Raw genomic sequence first — 14696 nt, 5'->3', positions numbered from 1 at the left:
GGAACGAAGCGTTCCTAATTGATCTCTACGCTTCGGGCATGGCTGACAACACCGCGCTCCTCCCGTTCCGTATCGACGTCCCGCAGGCCGAGCTCGACGACCTCACCGACCGGTTGGCCCGGACCCGTTGGGCCGAGGAACTCCCCGCCGACCCCCCGGCCTCCCCGGCCGGCCCGGTCCCGCCCGGCTGGGAGTACGGCGTGCCGCGCAGCTACGTGCAGCGGCTCGTCGAGCGCTGGCAGACGGCGTTCGACTGGCGGGCCTGGGAGACCCGGCTCAACGCGTACCCGCAGTTCACCACCGAGATCGACGGGCAGAACGTGCACTTCCTGCACGTCCGCTCGCCCGAGCCGGACGCCACTCCGCTGATCCTCACCCACGGCTGGCCGACCACGGTGGTCGAGTGGCTGGACGTGATCGGACCGCTCACCGACCCCCGGGCACACGGCGGCGACCCGGCAGACGCCTTTCACCTGGTCATCCCGTCGGTGCCCGGGTTCGGTCTCTCCGGGCCAACCCGGGAGCGGGGATGGAACCGTTTTCGGGTGGCCCGCGCCTGGGCCGAGCTGATGCGCCGCCTCGGGTACGACCGCTACGGCGCGGCCGGTAACGACCTCGGCGCCTTCGTCAGCCCGGAGGTGGGCCGGACCGACCCGGATCACGTGCTCGGCGTACACGTCACCCAGGTCTTCTCGCTGCCGTCCGGCGACGCCGGCGAACTCGCCGCCCTCACCGAGGAGGAGCGGGGCAAGGTGGCGTTCGCCGACTGGTTCGTCCAGCGGCGAGGCGGCTACGACCGGCTGCACTCGACCGAGCCGCAGAACGTCGCGCACGCCCTGGCCGACTCGCCGGCCGGCCTGCTCGGCTGGGTGGCCCAGTTGATGGGGGAGCAACTCGACCCCGACTACGTGCTGGCCAACGCGACCATCTACTGGCTGACCAACACCGCCGCCTCCTCGGCCCGCTACTACTACGAGGACGCCGAGGTGGTGCACCCGACGCAGAAGGTCAACGGCCGAGGCTCGGAACCGCTGGAGCCGACCACGGTGCCGCTCGGGCTGGCCAACTTCGCCTGGGACTTCCAGTCGATCCGCACGCTCGTCGAGCGGGACCACAAGAACATCGCCTCGTGGCACACGTACGACCGGGGCGGGCACTTCGCCGCCCACGAGGCGCCGGACCTGCTGGTGCAGGACATCCGCCAGTTCTTCGGGAAGCTGCGCTGACGGAACACGGCGGAGGGCCCCGGTCGGAGATCGACCGGGGCCCTCGCGGACCGGAACCAGCGGCTCAGCCGAAGCGGCCGGTGATGTAGTCCTCGGTCTTCTTCTGGCTCGGGTTGCTGAAGATCTTCTGGGTGTTGTCGTACTCGATCAGCCGGCCCGGGTCGCCGGTCTTCTCGATGGAGAAGAAGGCGGTCCGGTCCGACACCCGGGCTGCCTGCTGCATGTTGTGCGTGACGATGACGATGGTGAACTTGTCCTTGAGCTGGAACATCAGGTCCTCGATGGCCAGCGTGGAGATCGGGTCCAGCGCCGAGCAGGGCTCGTCCATCAGCACCACCTGCGGCTCGACCGCGATGGTCCGGGCGATGCAGAGGCGCTGCTGCTGACCGCCGGAGAGCCCGGCGCCCGGCTTGCCGAGCCGGTCCTTCACCTCGTCCCACAGGTTCGCCGAGCGCAGCGCCTTCTCGGCCGACTCCTCCAGGATCGACTTCCTCCGGACGCCGTTGAGGCGCAGGCCGGCCACCACGTTCTCGAAGATGCTCATGGTGGGGAACGGGTTGGGCCGCTGGAAGACCATGCCGATCATCCGGCGGACCGCGGTGACGTCCACGTCCCGGTCGTAGATGTCCTGGTTGTCGATGGTCAGGCTGCCCTCGACCCGGGCGCCGGGCAGCACCTCGTGCATCCGGTTGATGGAGCGCAGGAAGGTGGACTTGCCGCAGCCCGAGGGGCCGATCAGGGCGGTGACCGTCTTCGGCTCGACGGTCAGGTTGATGTTCTCGATCGCCTTGAACCCGCCGTAGTACGCGGTGACGTTGGTGGCTTCGATGCGCTTGGCCATGGTGGTGGTACCTCCGAGGTTCATCGGCCGAGCCGGTTGCGGCGGGCCAGCAACTTCGCCGCGACGGTCAGGATGAGGACGAGGGCGACCAGGGTCAGGGCTGCGGTCCACGCCCGAGCCGGCGAGTACTTCGATGCCTCGCCGGCCTGCTGGTAGACGAAGAGAGCCAGCGACGACTGGTTGTTCTCGAACGGGTTGAAGTTGATCGCCGCGCCGCCGCCGGCGACGAGCAGCACCGGGGCCGTCTCGCCGGCCGCCCGCGCGATGGCGAGCATGATGCCGGTGACGATGCCGGGCAGCGCCGTCGGCAGCACGATCCGCAGGATCGTCTTCCACTTCGGCACGCCGAGGGCGTACGCGCCCTCGCGCAGCGGCGCCGGGACGAGGCGGAGCATCTCCTCGGTGGAGCGGACCACGGTCGGCAGCATGAGCACGCTCAGCGCCAGGGCGGCGGCGAAGCCGGAGAAGCCCGGCTGCCCGTTGTTGAACCACGGCGAGACGATCATCACCCAGAACGCCAGCACGAACAGGCCGGTGACGATCGACGGGATGCCGGTCATCACGTCGACGAAGAAGCGGATCGCGAAGGCGAACCGGCCCCGGCCGTACTCGACCACGTAGATGGCGCAGAGCACGCCGAGCGGGACGGTGATCAGCGTGGCGATTCCGACCTGCTCCAGCGTGCCGATGATGGCGTGGTACGCGCCGCCGTTCGCGTCCCGGGCCCCGATGTTGTTCATCGAGGTGAAGAAGAAGTTGGCGTCCAGCCGCTCGGCGCCCTTGCTCACCAGGGTCCAGACCACCGAGGCCAGCGGCAGCACCGCCAGGACGAAGGCGGAGTGGATCAGAGCGCTCCAGGTCCGGTTGCGGGCCGACCGGCGTCCCTCCACCGCGTTCGCGGTGAAGAAGAGGCCGGCCAGGTAGAGCAGCACGCCGACGACCACGACCAGGACCGGTCCGCCGATGCCGGCGCCGTACACGATGCCGGCGGCGACCAGCAGGGCCACGACGGCGATGGCGGGCGCGGCGTATGCCGGAAGCCGCTTGGCCCGCAGCGTGACCGGCTGGGCCGGCGGCTGCGGGCGGTGGGAGGTGACTGTCATGCTCATGCTGCCGACTCCGTGAACTCGCGGCGGCGGTAGATGATCGCCCGGGCGGTGATGTTGACGATCAGCGTGATCGCGAAGAGCACCAGGCCGGAGGCGATCAGTGCGCCCCGCCCGGTGGCGTTCGCCTCGGCGAACCGGTTCGCGATGTTCGCCGCGATCGAGTTGCCGCCGCTCTCCAGGACGTTGAACGAGATGGCGTACGTCGAGCCGAGGGTCAGCGCCAGGGCGATGGTCTCGCCGAGCGCGCGGCCCAGGCCGAGCATCACCGCGGCTATCACGCCCGGACGGCCGTACGGGATGACGGCGGTGCGGATCATCTCCCAGCGGGTGGCGCCCAGCGCGAGGGCGGCCTCCTCGTTGGCCGTCGGGGTCTGCCGGAACACCTCGCGGGAGAGCGAGGTGACGATCGGCAGCACCATGATCGCCAGCACCAGCGAGCCCAGCAGGATCGAGCTGCCGTACGGGCCCTCGCCGAAGATCGGGATCCAGCCGAAGTACTCGTGCAGCCAGGCGGACAGGTCGGCGACCGGCTTCGCGAAGTAGTCCCGACCCCAGAGCCCGAAGACCACGCTGGGCACCGCGGCCAGCAGGTCCATCAGGAAGCCGAGGGCGTTGCCCAGCCGCCGCGGGGCGTAGTGCGAGAGGTAGAGGGCGATGCCCAGCGCGACCGGCACCGCCATGAGCAGCGCCAGCGCCGAACTGAGCACGGTGCCGAAGGCGAGCGCGCCGATGCCGAACTTCGGGGGGTTCTCGTTCGGGAACCAGCCCTCGTAGGTCCAGAACGACTCGGTGTTCGCCCGCAGTGCCGGAACCGCCTTGGCGATCAGGAAGATCGCGATCGCCGCGATGATGACCAGCACGGCGGTGCCGGCGGCCAGGGTCAGGCCACGGAACGCCCGTTCCGCGCCGAAGGCCCGCGCCCGGGGCAGGGCCCCGCCGCCGCCCAGGCCGTTGTCGGTCAAACGAGGGTTACCGGAACTCTCGGCCACACGCGCCGAGGCACCGGCAGGTCCCTCGTGGCTCGTGGCCACGTGGGTCCCGCCGGTGCCGGCGTGAGCCGAGCGGTGAGGGTTATCACCCATCTGCTCGCTCGCTTCGTATTGAGGAGGTGGTGTCGGTCAGCGCGTCAGGCGAGGCTCTGGACGGCGGCCTCGACCTTGGTGCGGACCGAGTCGGGCAGCGGCGCGTAGCCCAGCTCGGTCAGCGAGCTCTGGCCCTCGGCGCTGGCGGCGTGGCTCAGCAGGCCCTTGACCAGCGCCAGCTTGTCGGCGGCGACGCCCTTGCTGCAGACGATCTCGTAGGTCACCAGGACGATCGGGTAGGCCCCGGCCTCCGTGGTGTTGTAGTCGATCGACATCTTCAGGTCGTTGCCCTGGCCCTCGATCTTGGCCCCGGCGATCGCCTTGCCGGCCGACTCGGCGGTCAGCTCGGCCCACTCACCGGCACCGTTCTTGACCTTGGCCTTCTTCAGGCTGGCGTTCTCGGCGTACGACCACTCGACGTAGCTGATGGTGCCGTCGGTGCTCTTGACCTTGCTGGCCACACCGTCGGACTTGGCCGCGCCCACGCCGCCCGGAGCCTTCCACGCCTTGGCGTTGCCGAAGGTCCAGTCCGTCTCGGCGGTCTTGGAGAGGTACTTGGTGAAGTTGTCGGTGGTGCCCGACTCGTCGGAGCGGTGCACGGCCTGGATCGCGGTGGCCGGCAGCTTGGCGTCCGGGTTGTCGGCCTTGATCGCCGCGTCGTCCCACTTGGTCACCTTGCCGGCGAAGATCTTCGCCAGGGTGGCCGGGGTGAGCTGGAGGTTGTCCACGCCGCTGACGTTGTAGACCACGGCCACCGGGCCGATCACCATCGGCAGGTTGAGGGCCTGGCCGCCGGTGCACTTGGCGTCCGCCTTCGGCTGCTCCTCCTCCTTCAGGGCGGAGTCGGAACCGGCGAAGTCGGCGGTGCCGGCGATGAAGGCCTCGATGCCGGCGCCGGAGCCGGTGGGCTCGTAGTTGATCGTGGTGCCGGCGCACTTCTGCTGGTACGCCTTGATCCACTCGGCCATCGCGTTCTTCTGGGCGGAGGAGCCCTGCGCGTTCAGCGTGCCCTTGCCGCAGTCGGCCGCAGCGGCCGACCCGGAGGCGGAGGCGTCCGTGGAGGGCTCGTTGTTGTCCGATCCGCAGGCGCTGAGACCGAGCACCGCGGAGAGAGCGAGGCAGGCAATGGCACCGTGCCGCTGGAGCTTCACCTGAGGGGTTTCCCTTCACATCTTTGGTCAGGTCGCCCGGGTTGGCCCGGGTGCCGGCGCTGACCGGCTGGTACGAAAGTTAGAAGTGCCAGGTAGCCGGCTCGCCCGCGGGAAGTGAACAGGGGGTGAACAGGCACGCTCCGCCAGGCGACAGTCTGCTTAGGACGGATTGTCCATTACGTGAACTGGCGGGGAGGTGTCCCCTTTATCCACTCATGTCGGGCCGGACGTGACCGCCCCGGAACCTTCCCGTGATGCCCTCGTGATGCACCCGCCAGCCGCTCGCCGGCACACGCCGGGTGCTCAACCGCTGTGTGGTGCCGGGTGTTGCGGTGCCGGGTGCTCAGTCGCCGCGCGGTGCCGTACGCGCTGGTCGCTCAGCCGAGCTGGTAGTTGACGTGGGCGCACCAGCGGGCGAAGCCGAGCCCTTCGTAGAGGGCGACGGCGCGGGTGTTGGACTCGTCGACGTAGAGCATCACCCGGTCCAGCCCCCGCCGGTCCCGCAGGTGGGCGAGCCCGGCGTTGGTGAGTGCCCGGCCGAGCCCGCCCCGGTGTGCCGACGGGTCCACCCCGAGTACGTAGACCTCGCCGATCCGGGCCGAGCCGGGTCGTTCGTGGACCTTGGTCCAGTGGAAGCCGAGCAGCCGTCCGGTGGCCGAGTCCACCGCGAGCAGGAAACCGGCCGGATCGAACCATGGCTCGGCCAGGCGTACCCGTAGGTCGGCGGGAGTCCACCGGCCCTGCTCCGGGTGCTCGGCGAAGGCCGCGTTGTTCAGTGCCAGCCAGGCGTCGTCGTCCTCGCCGGGACGGAACGCGCGCAGCAGCACGCCGTCGGGCAGGACGGGCTCGGGCAGTGCCGCGGTCAGCGGACGGCGTAGCTGCCAGAGCACCCGGGCGCGGGCGAAGCCCAGGTCCACGGCGAGCGCGGCGGCGGACGGGTGATCGCCGTGGGCCCAGGCGCGCAGCGGGCCGGAGGCCGCGGCCAGCACCCCCCGGGCCAGGGCCCGCCCGGTGCCGCGCCGCCGGTACGCCGGATGCACGACCAGCTCCACCCCGAGGCCGCCCGCCGGATCGGTGGTGTCGAGGTGGGCGTAGCCGGTGAGGGCGTTGTCGGTGGCCCGGGCGGTGAGGTGCACCGCCGGCGCCTCCGGGTCCCGCAGTCGCAGCAGCACGTGCTCGTCGAGCGGGTCGGCCCCGTCCGCGTCCCCGGCGGTGCGGGCCAGCGCCAGCACCTCGGCCACCTCGACCGGCGCCAGCCGGTCGGCGCGGGCGACTCGGTCAGCGGTCGGCACGGTGCTGCTCATGCCGTCACCGTAGCGGCCGGCCCGCACCCGCTCGTGGCGGACCCGGGGACCGGCCGTGTGCGGTCGCACACCCGCGTCGGTCTACGCGGTAGGTGTGTCTTGATCGACTCCGTGCGCGGTGTGTGGTGGTCTCGGTGCTGCCGGATGCCACCGCTCGCGCGACCTGGAGTGCATCCCCGATCGTCACGTGGTGCCGGTCGGCAGGGCCTCCAACTGGTACCGGCTCATCAGCTCGGGCAGCAGGCTCTGCAACGCCTTGACGGTGCCCGACCGGTCGCCACCGGCATCGTGCATCAGCACGATCGAGCCGGGTCCGGTCTCGGTCGTCACCACCGTCATGATCTGCGCCGCTCCGGGCATCTGCCAGTCCGACGGATCGACCGCCCAGTGCAGTGGGGCCATGCCCAGGTCCTTGCAGACCGACACCACCGGGGCGGTCCAGTTGCCGCCGGGCTGCCGGAAGTACGCGATCCGCGCGTTCGGCACCGCCGAGCGGATCGCCTCGCTGGTGCGGCGCAGGTCGTCCCGGATGGTGTCCGACGACCGCTGGCCCAGGTTCTCGTCGTGGTTCCACGAGTGGTTGCAGAGGGTGTGCCCGTCCGCCACGATGTCCCGGACCAGCTCCGGGTAGCTCTGCACGTTCTCGCCCACCAGGCAGAAGGTGGCCTTGACGCTGTACTGCTTGAGCAGGGCGAGCACCTGTGGCGTGTACTGCGGGTCCGGCCCGTCGTCGAAGGTCAGCGCGACCCGGGAGGATCCGGTGGAGGTCAGGCTGCCGTACGGTCCGTCACCGTCGCCGAGCAGCTGTTGCAGCTCGTCAAGGCTCTGCGCGCTCGGACTGCTGGAGGCCGTCGGTGACGGTGTGGAGTCCGTGCCCGAGGGCTGGTCGGCGTAGCGTGGGCCGTCGGCCGTGACCGAGGCGTTCTGCGGTGGCGCCTCGGGCAGCAGGCTGCGGCCGAGCGCGTACACCGAGCCGAGCAGCGCGGCCGCCACCAGCGTCACGACCCCGGCCGCTCGCAGTGTCCTGGCCGACATCAGAATTCCCGCCCGTTCGGATCCCGGCCCGGATCCGTCATCGCCCCCGTGGTCACCATGCGCACCGCCGCCCCCTTTGTCCGATAAGTCCGCAGTCAGAATAGATCTCACTATCCTGCCCAAAAGGGACTTATCGGAGGGGTCCCCCGAAGGAGGGAACGGCGGGGAATCTGCGGTCAGACGGGCAGCGGGGCGGGCTCCGACTCCGGCAGTGAACGTGACGGCGGCACGACGAACTTGTACCCGACCTGGCGCACCGTGCCGATCATCGACTCGTACTCCGAACCGAGCTTGGCGCGCAGTCGCCGGACGTGCACGTCGACCGTGCGGGTGCCGCCGAAGTAGTCGTATCCCCAGACCTCGCGGAGCAGCTGGTCCCGGGTGAACACCCGGCCCGGGTGCTGGGCCAGGAACTTCAGCAGCTCGAACTCCTTGTAGGTGAGGTCCAGCGGGCGGCCCTTGAGCTTGGCCGCGTACGTGTCGGGGTCGATGGTCAGCTCACCGGCCCGGATCGAGCCGCCGGCAGCGGCCGTCGCGTTGCTCCGCCGTCCGACCGCGAGGCGCAGCCGGGCCTCCACCTCGGCCGGTCCCGCCGATGCCAGGATGACGTCGTCCACGCCCCAGTCCGCGTTCAACGCGATCAGGCCGGCCTCCGTGACCACCGCGACAAGTGGCACGCCCAACCCGGTGGCGTGCAGCATCCGGCAGGTCGCCCGGGCCTCGCTCAGCTCGGCGCGGGCATCCACGAGGACGGCGTCCGGGGTCGGGCCGGACACCAGCGTGCGGACGTCGCGGGGCGCGGTGCGGACCGAGTGTGGCAGCAGATCGAGTGCCGGCAGCACCGCCGATGGTTCACCTGCGCGCGCGGTCACCAGCAGCAGGATCTCCACACGATCACCTCCGTCCCGGGACGGCCCTCCGGCCGCGCGTGACCAGCGGCACTCCTGAGGTGGGTGGCGCTGAGAGTTTGCGTGGTCCCGGCGTCGCTGACGGGGGCGGGTAACGGGTCGAGCGTAACGGATCGCCCGCCCTTCACCTTCGCGTCCTTTCCCGTTTGCCCGTTCTGCCCCCGATCGCGGCTCAGGTTTTAACGTTGCCGAAACCGTGACCTCCGCCGGCCCGGCCCGGTCTGGCACGATCGGGGCGTGTTTCCCTCGACCTCGCCCGACACCGGCCGTGAGCCGTGGGCCGACGACGCGCGTCCGGGGCCCGCCGGCCCTTCCCGTGGCTACCCGCCAGGTCCGCGTACCGGCCCGGCCGACGACGGCGGGGACCAGCCGAAGCGGAAGGGACCGCGCCGGCTCCGCAAGGGCGGCCCGGGGCGCCGTCCGGACGACGAGCCCGACGACCTGCTCGACGAGGAGGAGGAACCCCCGGTCCCGGTACGCCGGCCGCTGGCGCTGACCGTCGCGGGCTTCGCCGCCCTGCTCGGCGTCGGCCTGGTGCTCGGCGCGCAGACCACCGGCCCGGGGCACCGGCTGCCGTTCGCGTTCATCGTCTTCGGCGTGCAACTGCTCTTCGTGCTCGCCTGGACGATGGCCATGCGCCCGCCGGCGCTGCTGGTGGTCGCGCTGGTCAGCACCGGGGCGGCCGCCATCGCCGACATCGCGGCGGTGCAGTCCGAGATCGCCGGTCTGGCCCCGCTCGGGTACGCCGCGGCCGCTGGCTTCGTGCTCGGCGTACTCGGCCAACTCGTCCGCCGGGTGGACCGGGTCCGGGTGACCGATTCGCTCGGCAGCACCCTGCTGATCGTGGTGGGGGTGGTCGCGTTCGCCAGCCTGATCGTGCTCGGCCGGATCCCGAAGGGCACCCAGGCGATCACCGTCTGCCTCGCCGCCACCGGCGTCGCGCTGCTCGTGGCCCGGGTCACCGACGCGATCGCGCCCTGGCCCCGGCTCGCCCCGCAGGTGCCCCGCGGCGCCGCCGGCGTGGTTGCGGGCGCCATGCTCGGCACCCTGACCAGCGCGGTGCTCGGCAGCTACCTGGTCGGCTTCACCCCGACCAGCGCCGCCCTGGTCGGGCTGGTCACCGCGGCCACCGCGGTGCTGGCCGATCTCGCCGTCGGGTACGCCGAGGCGGGCCGGCTGATGGCCGGCGAGCCCCCGACCATGTGGATCGCCCGGCACATGCAGGGGCCGCTGGGCGGCTTCGCGCTCGCCGCGCCGGCCGCGTACGCCATGTGCGTGCTCTTCCTCTGAGCGGACGGTTGGGGATTTCGCGCCTCGGGTAAGTACCGTTGCGCCGCGAGACGGACGGCAACGGACGGCGAGGAGGAGGCGGCGTGGCGGAGGCGCACGGGGCGTACGGGGACCGGCCGCGGCGACGTGGCCGAAAGGTCCTGATCGGGTTCGTCGTCCTGCTGCTGGTGCTCGGCGGGCTGCTGGTGGTCGCCGACCGGGTCGCGGCCGGGGTGGCCGAGCGGGCCATCGCCGACCAGGTGCGGCAGGAGGTCGCCCGGCAGGACGTGCGGTCCGCGTCACCCAAGGTCGACGTGGCCGGCTTCCCGTTCCTCACCCAGGTGCTCGCCGGGCGGTACGAGCGCATCTCGATCGTGCTGACCGACGTGCAGGGCAAGGTGCAGGGCGACGCGGTCAGCATCCCGCGGCTCGACGTGGACGCCCACAACGTGCGAGCGTCGCTGGACACCCTCCGTACCCGCCGTGGCGAGGTGGTGGCCGAAAGCATCGACGGCCGCGCCACCGTCTCCTACGACAGCCTGGCCAAGCTCCTCGGCCGGCCGGGGCTCACCCTCGGCGAGCGGGACGGGAAGCTCACCGTCACCGCGCCGGCGGACATCCTCGGCAGGAAGCTCACCGTCACCGGCACCGCCGACCTGACCGTGGCCGACGGCAAGGTGGGGCTGCGGTTCAACGACCTCACCGCCGAGGGCCTGCCCAACCTGCCGCTGGCCAAGCGGCTGCTGACCAACTACGCCAACAGCATCTCGGTCAACCTGTCCCTGCCCGAGCTGCCGTTCCAGCTCACCGTCCGTAAGGCGGAACCGAGGCCGGACGGCCTGCTGGTCACCGCCGACGCGCGGAACGTGCCGATCAACGCCGGCGGCTGACCGGCCGGGACACCACTGTCCCGGCCGGCGGCAGCCCGGTTGGCGGCCCGACCATCGACGTTCTCCGGTTCCATTCCGTGTCCCGGATGCTGGTCGGGCCGGTGGCATTGGCCGGACGGGCTGGTAGTCTCCGTGACCATGGGGACGCTCCTCACCAAACGGCGCGCGGTCGACCTGTGCCGCGTGGCCACCTGCCTGTGTCGCCCCGTCATCTGACGGCGGGGCTGTCCTCGGCCGCCTAGCGGCCACCGGCACGCAGGGTTCGCGTACCCTCCGGTGTTCTCCTGATCGCCCGGCAGCGGCGCCGTCGCACGTACCCGTGATCCGTTCCTACCTCTGGGTCCCGCGCGTGGTGCGACAAACTACCGGCTTCGACATCCACGCGCTGGCTCACCATCCAATCCTCACCAGGGAGTGATCTGATGAGTCGCGACACCGCACTCGTCTCGGCCGAGTGGGCCGAGAAGAACATCGACGCCCCGGGCGTCGTCTTCGTCGAGGTCGACGAGGACACCTCGGCCTACGACACCGGCCACATCGCCGGTGCGATCAAGCTGGACTGGCGGACCGACCTGCAGGACCCGGTACGCCGGGACTTCGTCAACAAGGCCCAGTTCGAGGCGCTGCTCTCCGAGCGTGGCATCGCCAACGAGGATGCCGTGATCCTCTACGGCGGCAACAACAACTGGTTCGCCGCGTACGCGTACTGGTACTTCAAGCTCTACGGCCACCGCGACGTCAAGCTGCTCGACGGCGGCCGCAAGAAGTGGGAGCTGGACGCTCGTCCGCTGGTCACCGACGCGGTGACCCGCCCGGCGACCGAGTACGTCGCGCAGGAGCCGGACAGCTCGATCCGGGCCTTCCGCGACGAGGTGGTCGACGCGATCGGCACCAAGAACCTGGTCGACGTGCGCAGCCCCGACGAGTACGCGGGCCGCCTCCTCGCCCCCGCCCACCTGCCGCAGGAGCAGGCCCAGCGGGCCGGCCACATCCCCACCGCGATCAGCGTCCCGTGGTCGAAGGCGGCCAACGAGGACGGCACCTTCAAGTCCGACGACGAACTGCGCAAGCTCTACGCCGCCGCCGGGCTGGACGACAGCAAGGAGACCATCGCGTACTGCCGGATCGGCGAGCGCTCCTCGCACAGCTGGTTCGTGCTCCAGGAACTGCTCGGCCACCGCAACGTGAAGAACTACGACGGCTCCTGGACCGAGTACGGCTCGCTGATCGGCGTGCCGATCACGCTCGGCGACGCGCCCGGCGGAGCCGGGCCGGACAACACTGTCGGGGAGGCGTGATTCCGATGACTGCTCCCACCGCTGCCGGTTGCGCCGCACCGGACCAGGCCGCCCCGCTGCCGGCCAGCCTGGACCTGGAGAAGGAAACCGTCATCACCGGCCTGGTCAGGGCCGAGTCCGGCGAGGCCGTGCCGGGTGCCTACGTCCGGCTGCTCGACTCGACCGGCGAGTTCACCGCCGAGGTGGTGACCTCCCCGGTCGGCCAGTTCCGGTTCTTCGCCGCACCGGGTGACTGGACGCTCCGCGCGCTCTCCCGGCACGGCAACGGCGACACCGCCGTGACCGCCGCCCGCGGAATCAACGAGGTGAGCGTCACGGTCGCCGCCTGACCCGCACCCCACCGCATGGCCCGCCGTCCCACCCGGGGCGGCGGGTCCTTTTCGTCGCTCTTCGTCGATCATGGACTGGTGGCGCCTGATCCGCCCTGTTCATGGCATGCGTTCGGTGCCGCAACTCCATGATCGGGGGAGAGCGCGGGGGGTAGGGGGCGCGTGACACGATGGGTTGGTGAGTGGTGCTGTTCAGGCGGGGTACGCTCCGCCGACCCGTCCCGACCAGCCGGTGGCCGGGAGGCGCCGGCTGCGCTGGCTGGTGGCTGCGACGGTGGCGTGGGGGGTGCTGCTCGCCGGGCTGGCCTGGTGGTCGGTGCGGCACGACCCGCCGACGGTGCGGGAGCAGCGCAGCCTGAGCCAGGCGGGCCCGGTGGTGGACGGCGCGGTCGGACGCCTGGTGGCCGCCGTGGACGGCGAGGCATGGGAGCTGACCCCCGCCCAGGTGCGGCGAGGTTGCCGGCTCACCCCGCTGGCCGACGGGGCGGCGCTGACCCAGGGCCTGGACGTGCTGGTTGCCGAGGGAAGCGAGCAGGCCCTGCTGGAGCGGGTGGCGCAACGACTGCCGGCCGACTGGCGCGCCGGGGTCCGCACCGGTTCGGAAGGCCCCCGACTGCGCGCCGACGCGGGGGATTTCATCACGATCGACGGGCGGACGGTGGCCGACGGGCGGGTGCGGCTCTCCGCGATGACCGGCTGCCGTCCCGCCGATGTCGAGTACGCCGACCTGCTGCCTGAACACCCGCTCGGCGATGAGTTGGCGGCGGCGCTGCGGGCACTGGGCCGGCCGGCCCCGACAGGCGCCGACGCGGTCGTGGTGGCGCGCTGCCCGACCGGCGGGAAGGCCAGGACGATCCGCGTCGCGGCCGGCGTCGGGCCGCTGGCACCGCTGCGTCCGCTCGGCGCCGCCCTGGTCGACCGTCCCGAGGTGTACGCCTACTGGAGCGGGCCGGTGGTCGTGCTGGCCGTCGCCGGCGGTGACCAGCTCCAACTGGCCGCCTCGACCGGCTGCGCTGGCTGACCCCGTTGGACACGCCGCGGGTCAGCGTCCACGCAGGGTCGCCACCTGCCGGCCGCGCCGGGTGGCGTCAGTAGACCAGGGCCTGGGCGCCCTCGGCCATCGCCTCCTCGACGAAGACCGCCGCACCGGCGATGCGTACGCCGGGGATGACGTCGCCCTGGTCGATGTCCCGGCGGGCCGCGCACTGCGTGCAGGCGGTGACCTTGCCGGTGGCCAGGATCACGTGCAGCAACTCGGGCAGCGGCGCGGAGTGCGGCAGTTCGAAGTCCTGCGCGCGCCCGGGCAGCGCGAACCAGGTCGACTCCCCGGTCAGCCAGAGCGAGACGTCGACCCCGGCGGCTGCCGCCGTGGCGGCTACGGTGAAGGCCTGTGCGCAGCGCTCGGGGGCGTCCGCGCCGGCGGTGGCCTTGACGACGAGAGAGCGGGCCATGGGGCCAGCATAGGATGGCCGGGATGGTTACCGAGATCGGGTTCGTCAGCCTGCTGGTCGCCGGCCTGGGCGCGCTCGCCGGTGGCCTGGTCTATGTGGCCGTGAAGATCTCGAGAGGAAAATGGTGAGCGAGAACCCGTTGCAGCCGCCGTGGCTGAACGCGCCGCCCGTCGATCCGTACCCGTACGAGGAGAGCCACGACCTGCGGGTCGGGCCGAAGCTGCACCCGAGCCTGGACGGCCTGCTGCCGTACGTCGGGGTGTGGCGCGGGCGCGGCCGGGGCGGGTTCCCGACCATCGAGGACTTCGACTACGCGCAGGAGATCCGGATCAGCCACGACGGCCGGCCCTTCCTGTTCTACGAGTCCCGCGCCTGGATCCTCGACGAGGAGAGCCGCCCGGTCCGTCCGGCCGGTCGTGAGGTCGGCTGGTGGCGTCCGGTGCTGGCCGGCGACCGGGTCACCGACGAGCTGGAAGCCTTGATGACCACGCCCACCGGCGTGATGGAGCTGCACATCGGCAAGCGCCGGGGCACCCAGATCGAGTTCGCCACCGACGCGGTGGTCCGTACGGCCACGGCCAAGGAGGTCACCGCCGGTGCTCGCCTCTTCGGCATCGTCGAGGGCGCCCTGCTGTACGCCCAGGAGATGGCCGCCATGGGCCACGCGCTGAGCCCCCACCTCTCCGCCCGCCTGACCCGCGTCGCCGGCTGACCCACCCCCACCGCCACCCGCCCCGCCCCCACCCCGCCCCGGGCCGTTGATCATGAAGTTGCCGCCCGCCGTATCGGCGTGTCGGCGCACC

At 71.5% G+C, this 14696-nt stretch carries 17 protein-coding genes; 9 read left to right on the top strand and 8 right to left on the bottom strand.

Annotation, left to right across the window (positions count from 1 at the left end):
- The first annotated feature begins 38 nt into the window (after positions 1-38).
- Positions 39-1226 carry an epoxide hydrolase family protein gene (locus tag ACIRG9_RS18500; RefSeq protein WP_402857003.1) on the top strand — a complete coding sequence of 396 codons (1188 nt, stop codon included), beginning with the start codon at positions 39-41 and terminating at the stop codon, positions 1224-1226.
- A 64-nt stretch (positions 1227-1290) separates the two neighbouring features.
- Here ACIRG9_RS18500 and pstB read toward each other — a convergent pair whose 3' ends face one another.
- From pstB to ACIRG9_RS18465, 7 genes are all read right to left on the bottom strand, one after another.
- Positions 1291-2067 (bottom strand): phosphate ABC transporter ATP-binding protein PstB, encoded by a 777-nt coding sequence (gene pstB, locus ACIRG9_RS18495; protein WP_402857132.1) that lies wholly within the window; start codon positions 2065-2067, stop codon positions 1291-1293.
- A 20-nt stretch (positions 2068-2087) separates the two neighbouring features.
- A complete protein-coding gene (gene pstA / locus ACIRG9_RS18490; RefSeq protein WP_402857001.1) occupies positions 2088-3176 on the bottom strand; it encodes a phosphate ABC transporter permease PstA in 1089 nt (362 codons plus the stop codon).
- Positions 3173-4258 carry a phosphate ABC transporter permease subunit PstC gene (pstC, locus tag ACIRG9_RS18485; RefSeq protein ID WP_402856999.1) on the bottom strand — a complete coding sequence of 362 codons (1086 nt, stop codon included), beginning with the start codon at positions 4256-4258 and terminating at the stop codon, positions 3173-3175. The genes pstA and pstC overlap by 4 nt, the downstream gene beginning before the upstream one ends.
- Positions 4259-4302: 44 nt before the next feature.
- Positions 4303-5409 carry a phosphate ABC transporter substrate-binding protein PstS gene (pstS, locus tag ACIRG9_RS18480; RefSeq protein ID WP_402856997.1) on the bottom strand — a complete coding sequence of 369 codons (1107 nt, stop codon included), beginning with the start codon at positions 5407-5409 and terminating at the stop codon, positions 4303-4305.
- Positions 5410-5786: 377 nt separating this feature from the next.
- Entirely contained in the window at positions 5787-6713 is a 927-nt protein-coding gene (gene mshD, locus ACIRG9_RS18475; RefSeq protein WP_402856995.1) for a mycothiol synthase, read from the bottom strand.
- A gap of 183 nt (positions 6714-6896) precedes the next feature.
- On the bottom strand, positions 6897-7748 hold the full coding sequence (locus ACIRG9_RS18470; RefSeq protein WP_402856993.1) for a polysaccharide deacetylase family protein: 852 nt from the start codon (positions 7746-7748) through the stop codon (positions 6897-6899).
- A 176-nt stretch (positions 7749-7924) separates the two neighbouring features.
- Positions 7925-8638, bottom strand: a complete 714-nt coding sequence (locus ACIRG9_RS18465; RefSeq protein ID WP_402856991.1) for a winged-helix domain-containing protein — start codon at positions 8636-8638, stop codon at positions 7925-7927.
- 255 nt (positions 8639-8893) lie between these two features.
- Between ACIRG9_RS18465 and ACIRG9_RS18460 the strand changes: the two genes are divergently transcribed.
- The 6 genes from ACIRG9_RS18460 to ACIRG9_RS18435 all read left to right on the top strand — a co-directional run bounded on the left by ACIRG9_RS18460 (position 8894) and on the right by ACIRG9_RS18435 (position 13463).
- Positions 8894-9946, top strand: a complete 1053-nt coding sequence (locus ACIRG9_RS18460; protein WP_402856989.1) for a hypothetical protein — start codon at positions 8894-8896, stop codon at positions 9944-9946.
- An 83-nt stretch (positions 9947-10029) separates the two neighbouring features.
- On the top strand, positions 10030-10815 hold the full coding sequence (locus tag ACIRG9_RS18455; protein WP_402856987.1) for a DUF2993 domain-containing protein: 786 nt from the start codon (positions 10030-10032) through the stop codon (positions 10813-10815).
- 138 nt (positions 10816-10953) lie between these two features.
- Positions 10954-11031, top strand: a complete 78-nt coding sequence (locus ACIRG9_RS18450; protein WP_311202345.1) for an Ms5788A family Cys-rich leader peptide — start codon at positions 10954-10956, stop codon at positions 11029-11031.
- A gap of 206 nt (positions 11032-11237) precedes the next feature.
- On the top strand, positions 11238-12113 hold the full coding sequence (locus ACIRG9_RS18445; RefSeq protein WP_402856985.1) for a sulfurtransferase: 876 nt from the start codon (positions 11238-11240) through the stop codon (positions 12111-12113).
- 5 nt (positions 12114-12118) lie between these two features.
- Complete coding sequence (locus ACIRG9_RS18440) at positions 12119-12442, top strand: DUF1416 domain-containing protein (RefSeq protein WP_402856983.1); 324 nt, start codon at positions 12119-12121, stop codon at positions 12440-12442.
- Between the two features lie 232 nt (positions 12443-12674).
- The gene (locus ACIRG9_RS18435; RefSeq protein ID WP_402857129.1) at positions 12675-13463 is read left to right on the top strand and encodes a hypothetical protein; all 789 of its coding nucleotides are present in this window, start codon (positions 12675-12677) and stop codon (positions 13461-13463) included.
- A 67-nt stretch (positions 13464-13530) separates the two neighbouring features.
- Here ACIRG9_RS18435 and ACIRG9_RS18430 read toward each other — a convergent pair whose 3' ends face one another.
- The gene (locus tag ACIRG9_RS18430; RefSeq protein ID WP_402856981.1) at positions 13531-13893 is read right to left on the bottom strand and encodes a DsrE family protein; all 363 of its coding nucleotides are present in this window, start codon (positions 13891-13893) and stop codon (positions 13531-13533) included.
- A gap of 23 nt (positions 13894-13916) precedes the next feature.
- Between ACIRG9_RS18430 and mtfM the strand changes: the two genes are divergently transcribed.
- Both mtfM and ACIRG9_RS18420 read left to right on the top strand, forming a co-directional pair.
- Entirely contained in the window at positions 13917-14021 is a 105-nt protein-coding gene (mtfM, locus tag ACIRG9_RS18425; RefSeq protein ID WP_402856979.1) for a small membrane protein MtfM, read from the top strand.
- On the top strand, positions 14015-14605 hold the full coding sequence (locus ACIRG9_RS18420) for an FABP family protein (RefSeq protein ID WP_402856977.1): 591 nt from the start codon (positions 14015-14017) through the stop codon (positions 14603-14605). The genes mtfM and ACIRG9_RS18420 overlap by 7 nt, the downstream gene beginning before the upstream one ends.
- Positions 14606-14696 lie beyond the last annotated feature (91 nt).

The sequence above is a fragment of the Micromonospora sp. NPDC093277 genome (assembly GCF_044765245.1).
In the GTDB taxonomy this organism is placed as follows: domain Bacteria; phylum Actinomycetota; class Actinomycetes; order Mycobacteriales; family Micromonosporaceae; genus Micromonospora.
This window is presented reverse-complemented; position numbering and strand designations above follow the sequence as displayed.

Coding starts and splice junctions, on each gene's coding strand:
- ACIRG9_RS18440 (WP_402856983.1), top strand. CDS start 12,119: ATGACTGCTCCCACCGCTGCCGGTTGCGCCGCACCGGACCAGGCCGCC.
- ACIRG9_RS18445 (WP_402856985.1), top strand. CDS start 11,238: ATGAGTCGCGACACCGCACTCGTCTCGGCCGAGTGGGCCGAGAAGAAC.
- pstA (WP_402857001.1), bottom strand. CDS start 3,176: ATGAGCATGACAGTCACCTCCCACCGCCCGCAGCCGCCGGCCCAGCCG.
- mshD (WP_402856995.1), bottom strand. CDS start 6,713: ATGAGCAGCACCGTGCCGACCGCTGACCGAGTCGCCCGCGCCGACCGG.
- mtfM (WP_402856979.1), top strand. CDS start 13,917: ATGGTTACCGAGATCGGGTTCGTCAGCCTGCTGGTCGCCGGCCTGGGC.
- ACIRG9_RS18470 (WP_402856993.1), bottom strand. CDS start 7,748: ATGTCGGCCAGGACACTGCGAGCGGCCGGGGTCGTGACGCTGGTGGCG.
- ACIRG9_RS18430 (WP_402856981.1), bottom strand. CDS start 13,893: ATGGCCCGCTCTCTCGTCGTCAAGGCCACCGCCGGCGCGGACGCCCCC.
- ACIRG9_RS18420 (WP_402856977.1), top strand. CDS start 14,015: ATGGTGAGCGAGAACCCGTTGCAGCCGCCGTGGCTGAACGCGCCGCCC.
- ACIRG9_RS18450 (WP_311202345.1), top strand. CDS start 10,954: ATGGGGACGCTCCTCACCAAACGGCGCGCGGTCGACCTGTGCCGCGTG.
- ACIRG9_RS18500 (WP_402857003.1), top strand. CDS start 39: ATGGCTGACAACACCGCGCTCCTCCCGTTCCGTATCGACGTCCCGCAG.
- pstB (WP_402857132.1), bottom strand. CDS start 2,067: ATGGCCAAGCGCATCGAAGCCACCAACGTCACCGCGTACTACGGCGGG.
- pstC (WP_402856999.1), bottom strand. CDS start 4,258: ATGGGTGATAACCCTCACCGCTCGGCTCACGCCGGCACCGGCGGGACC.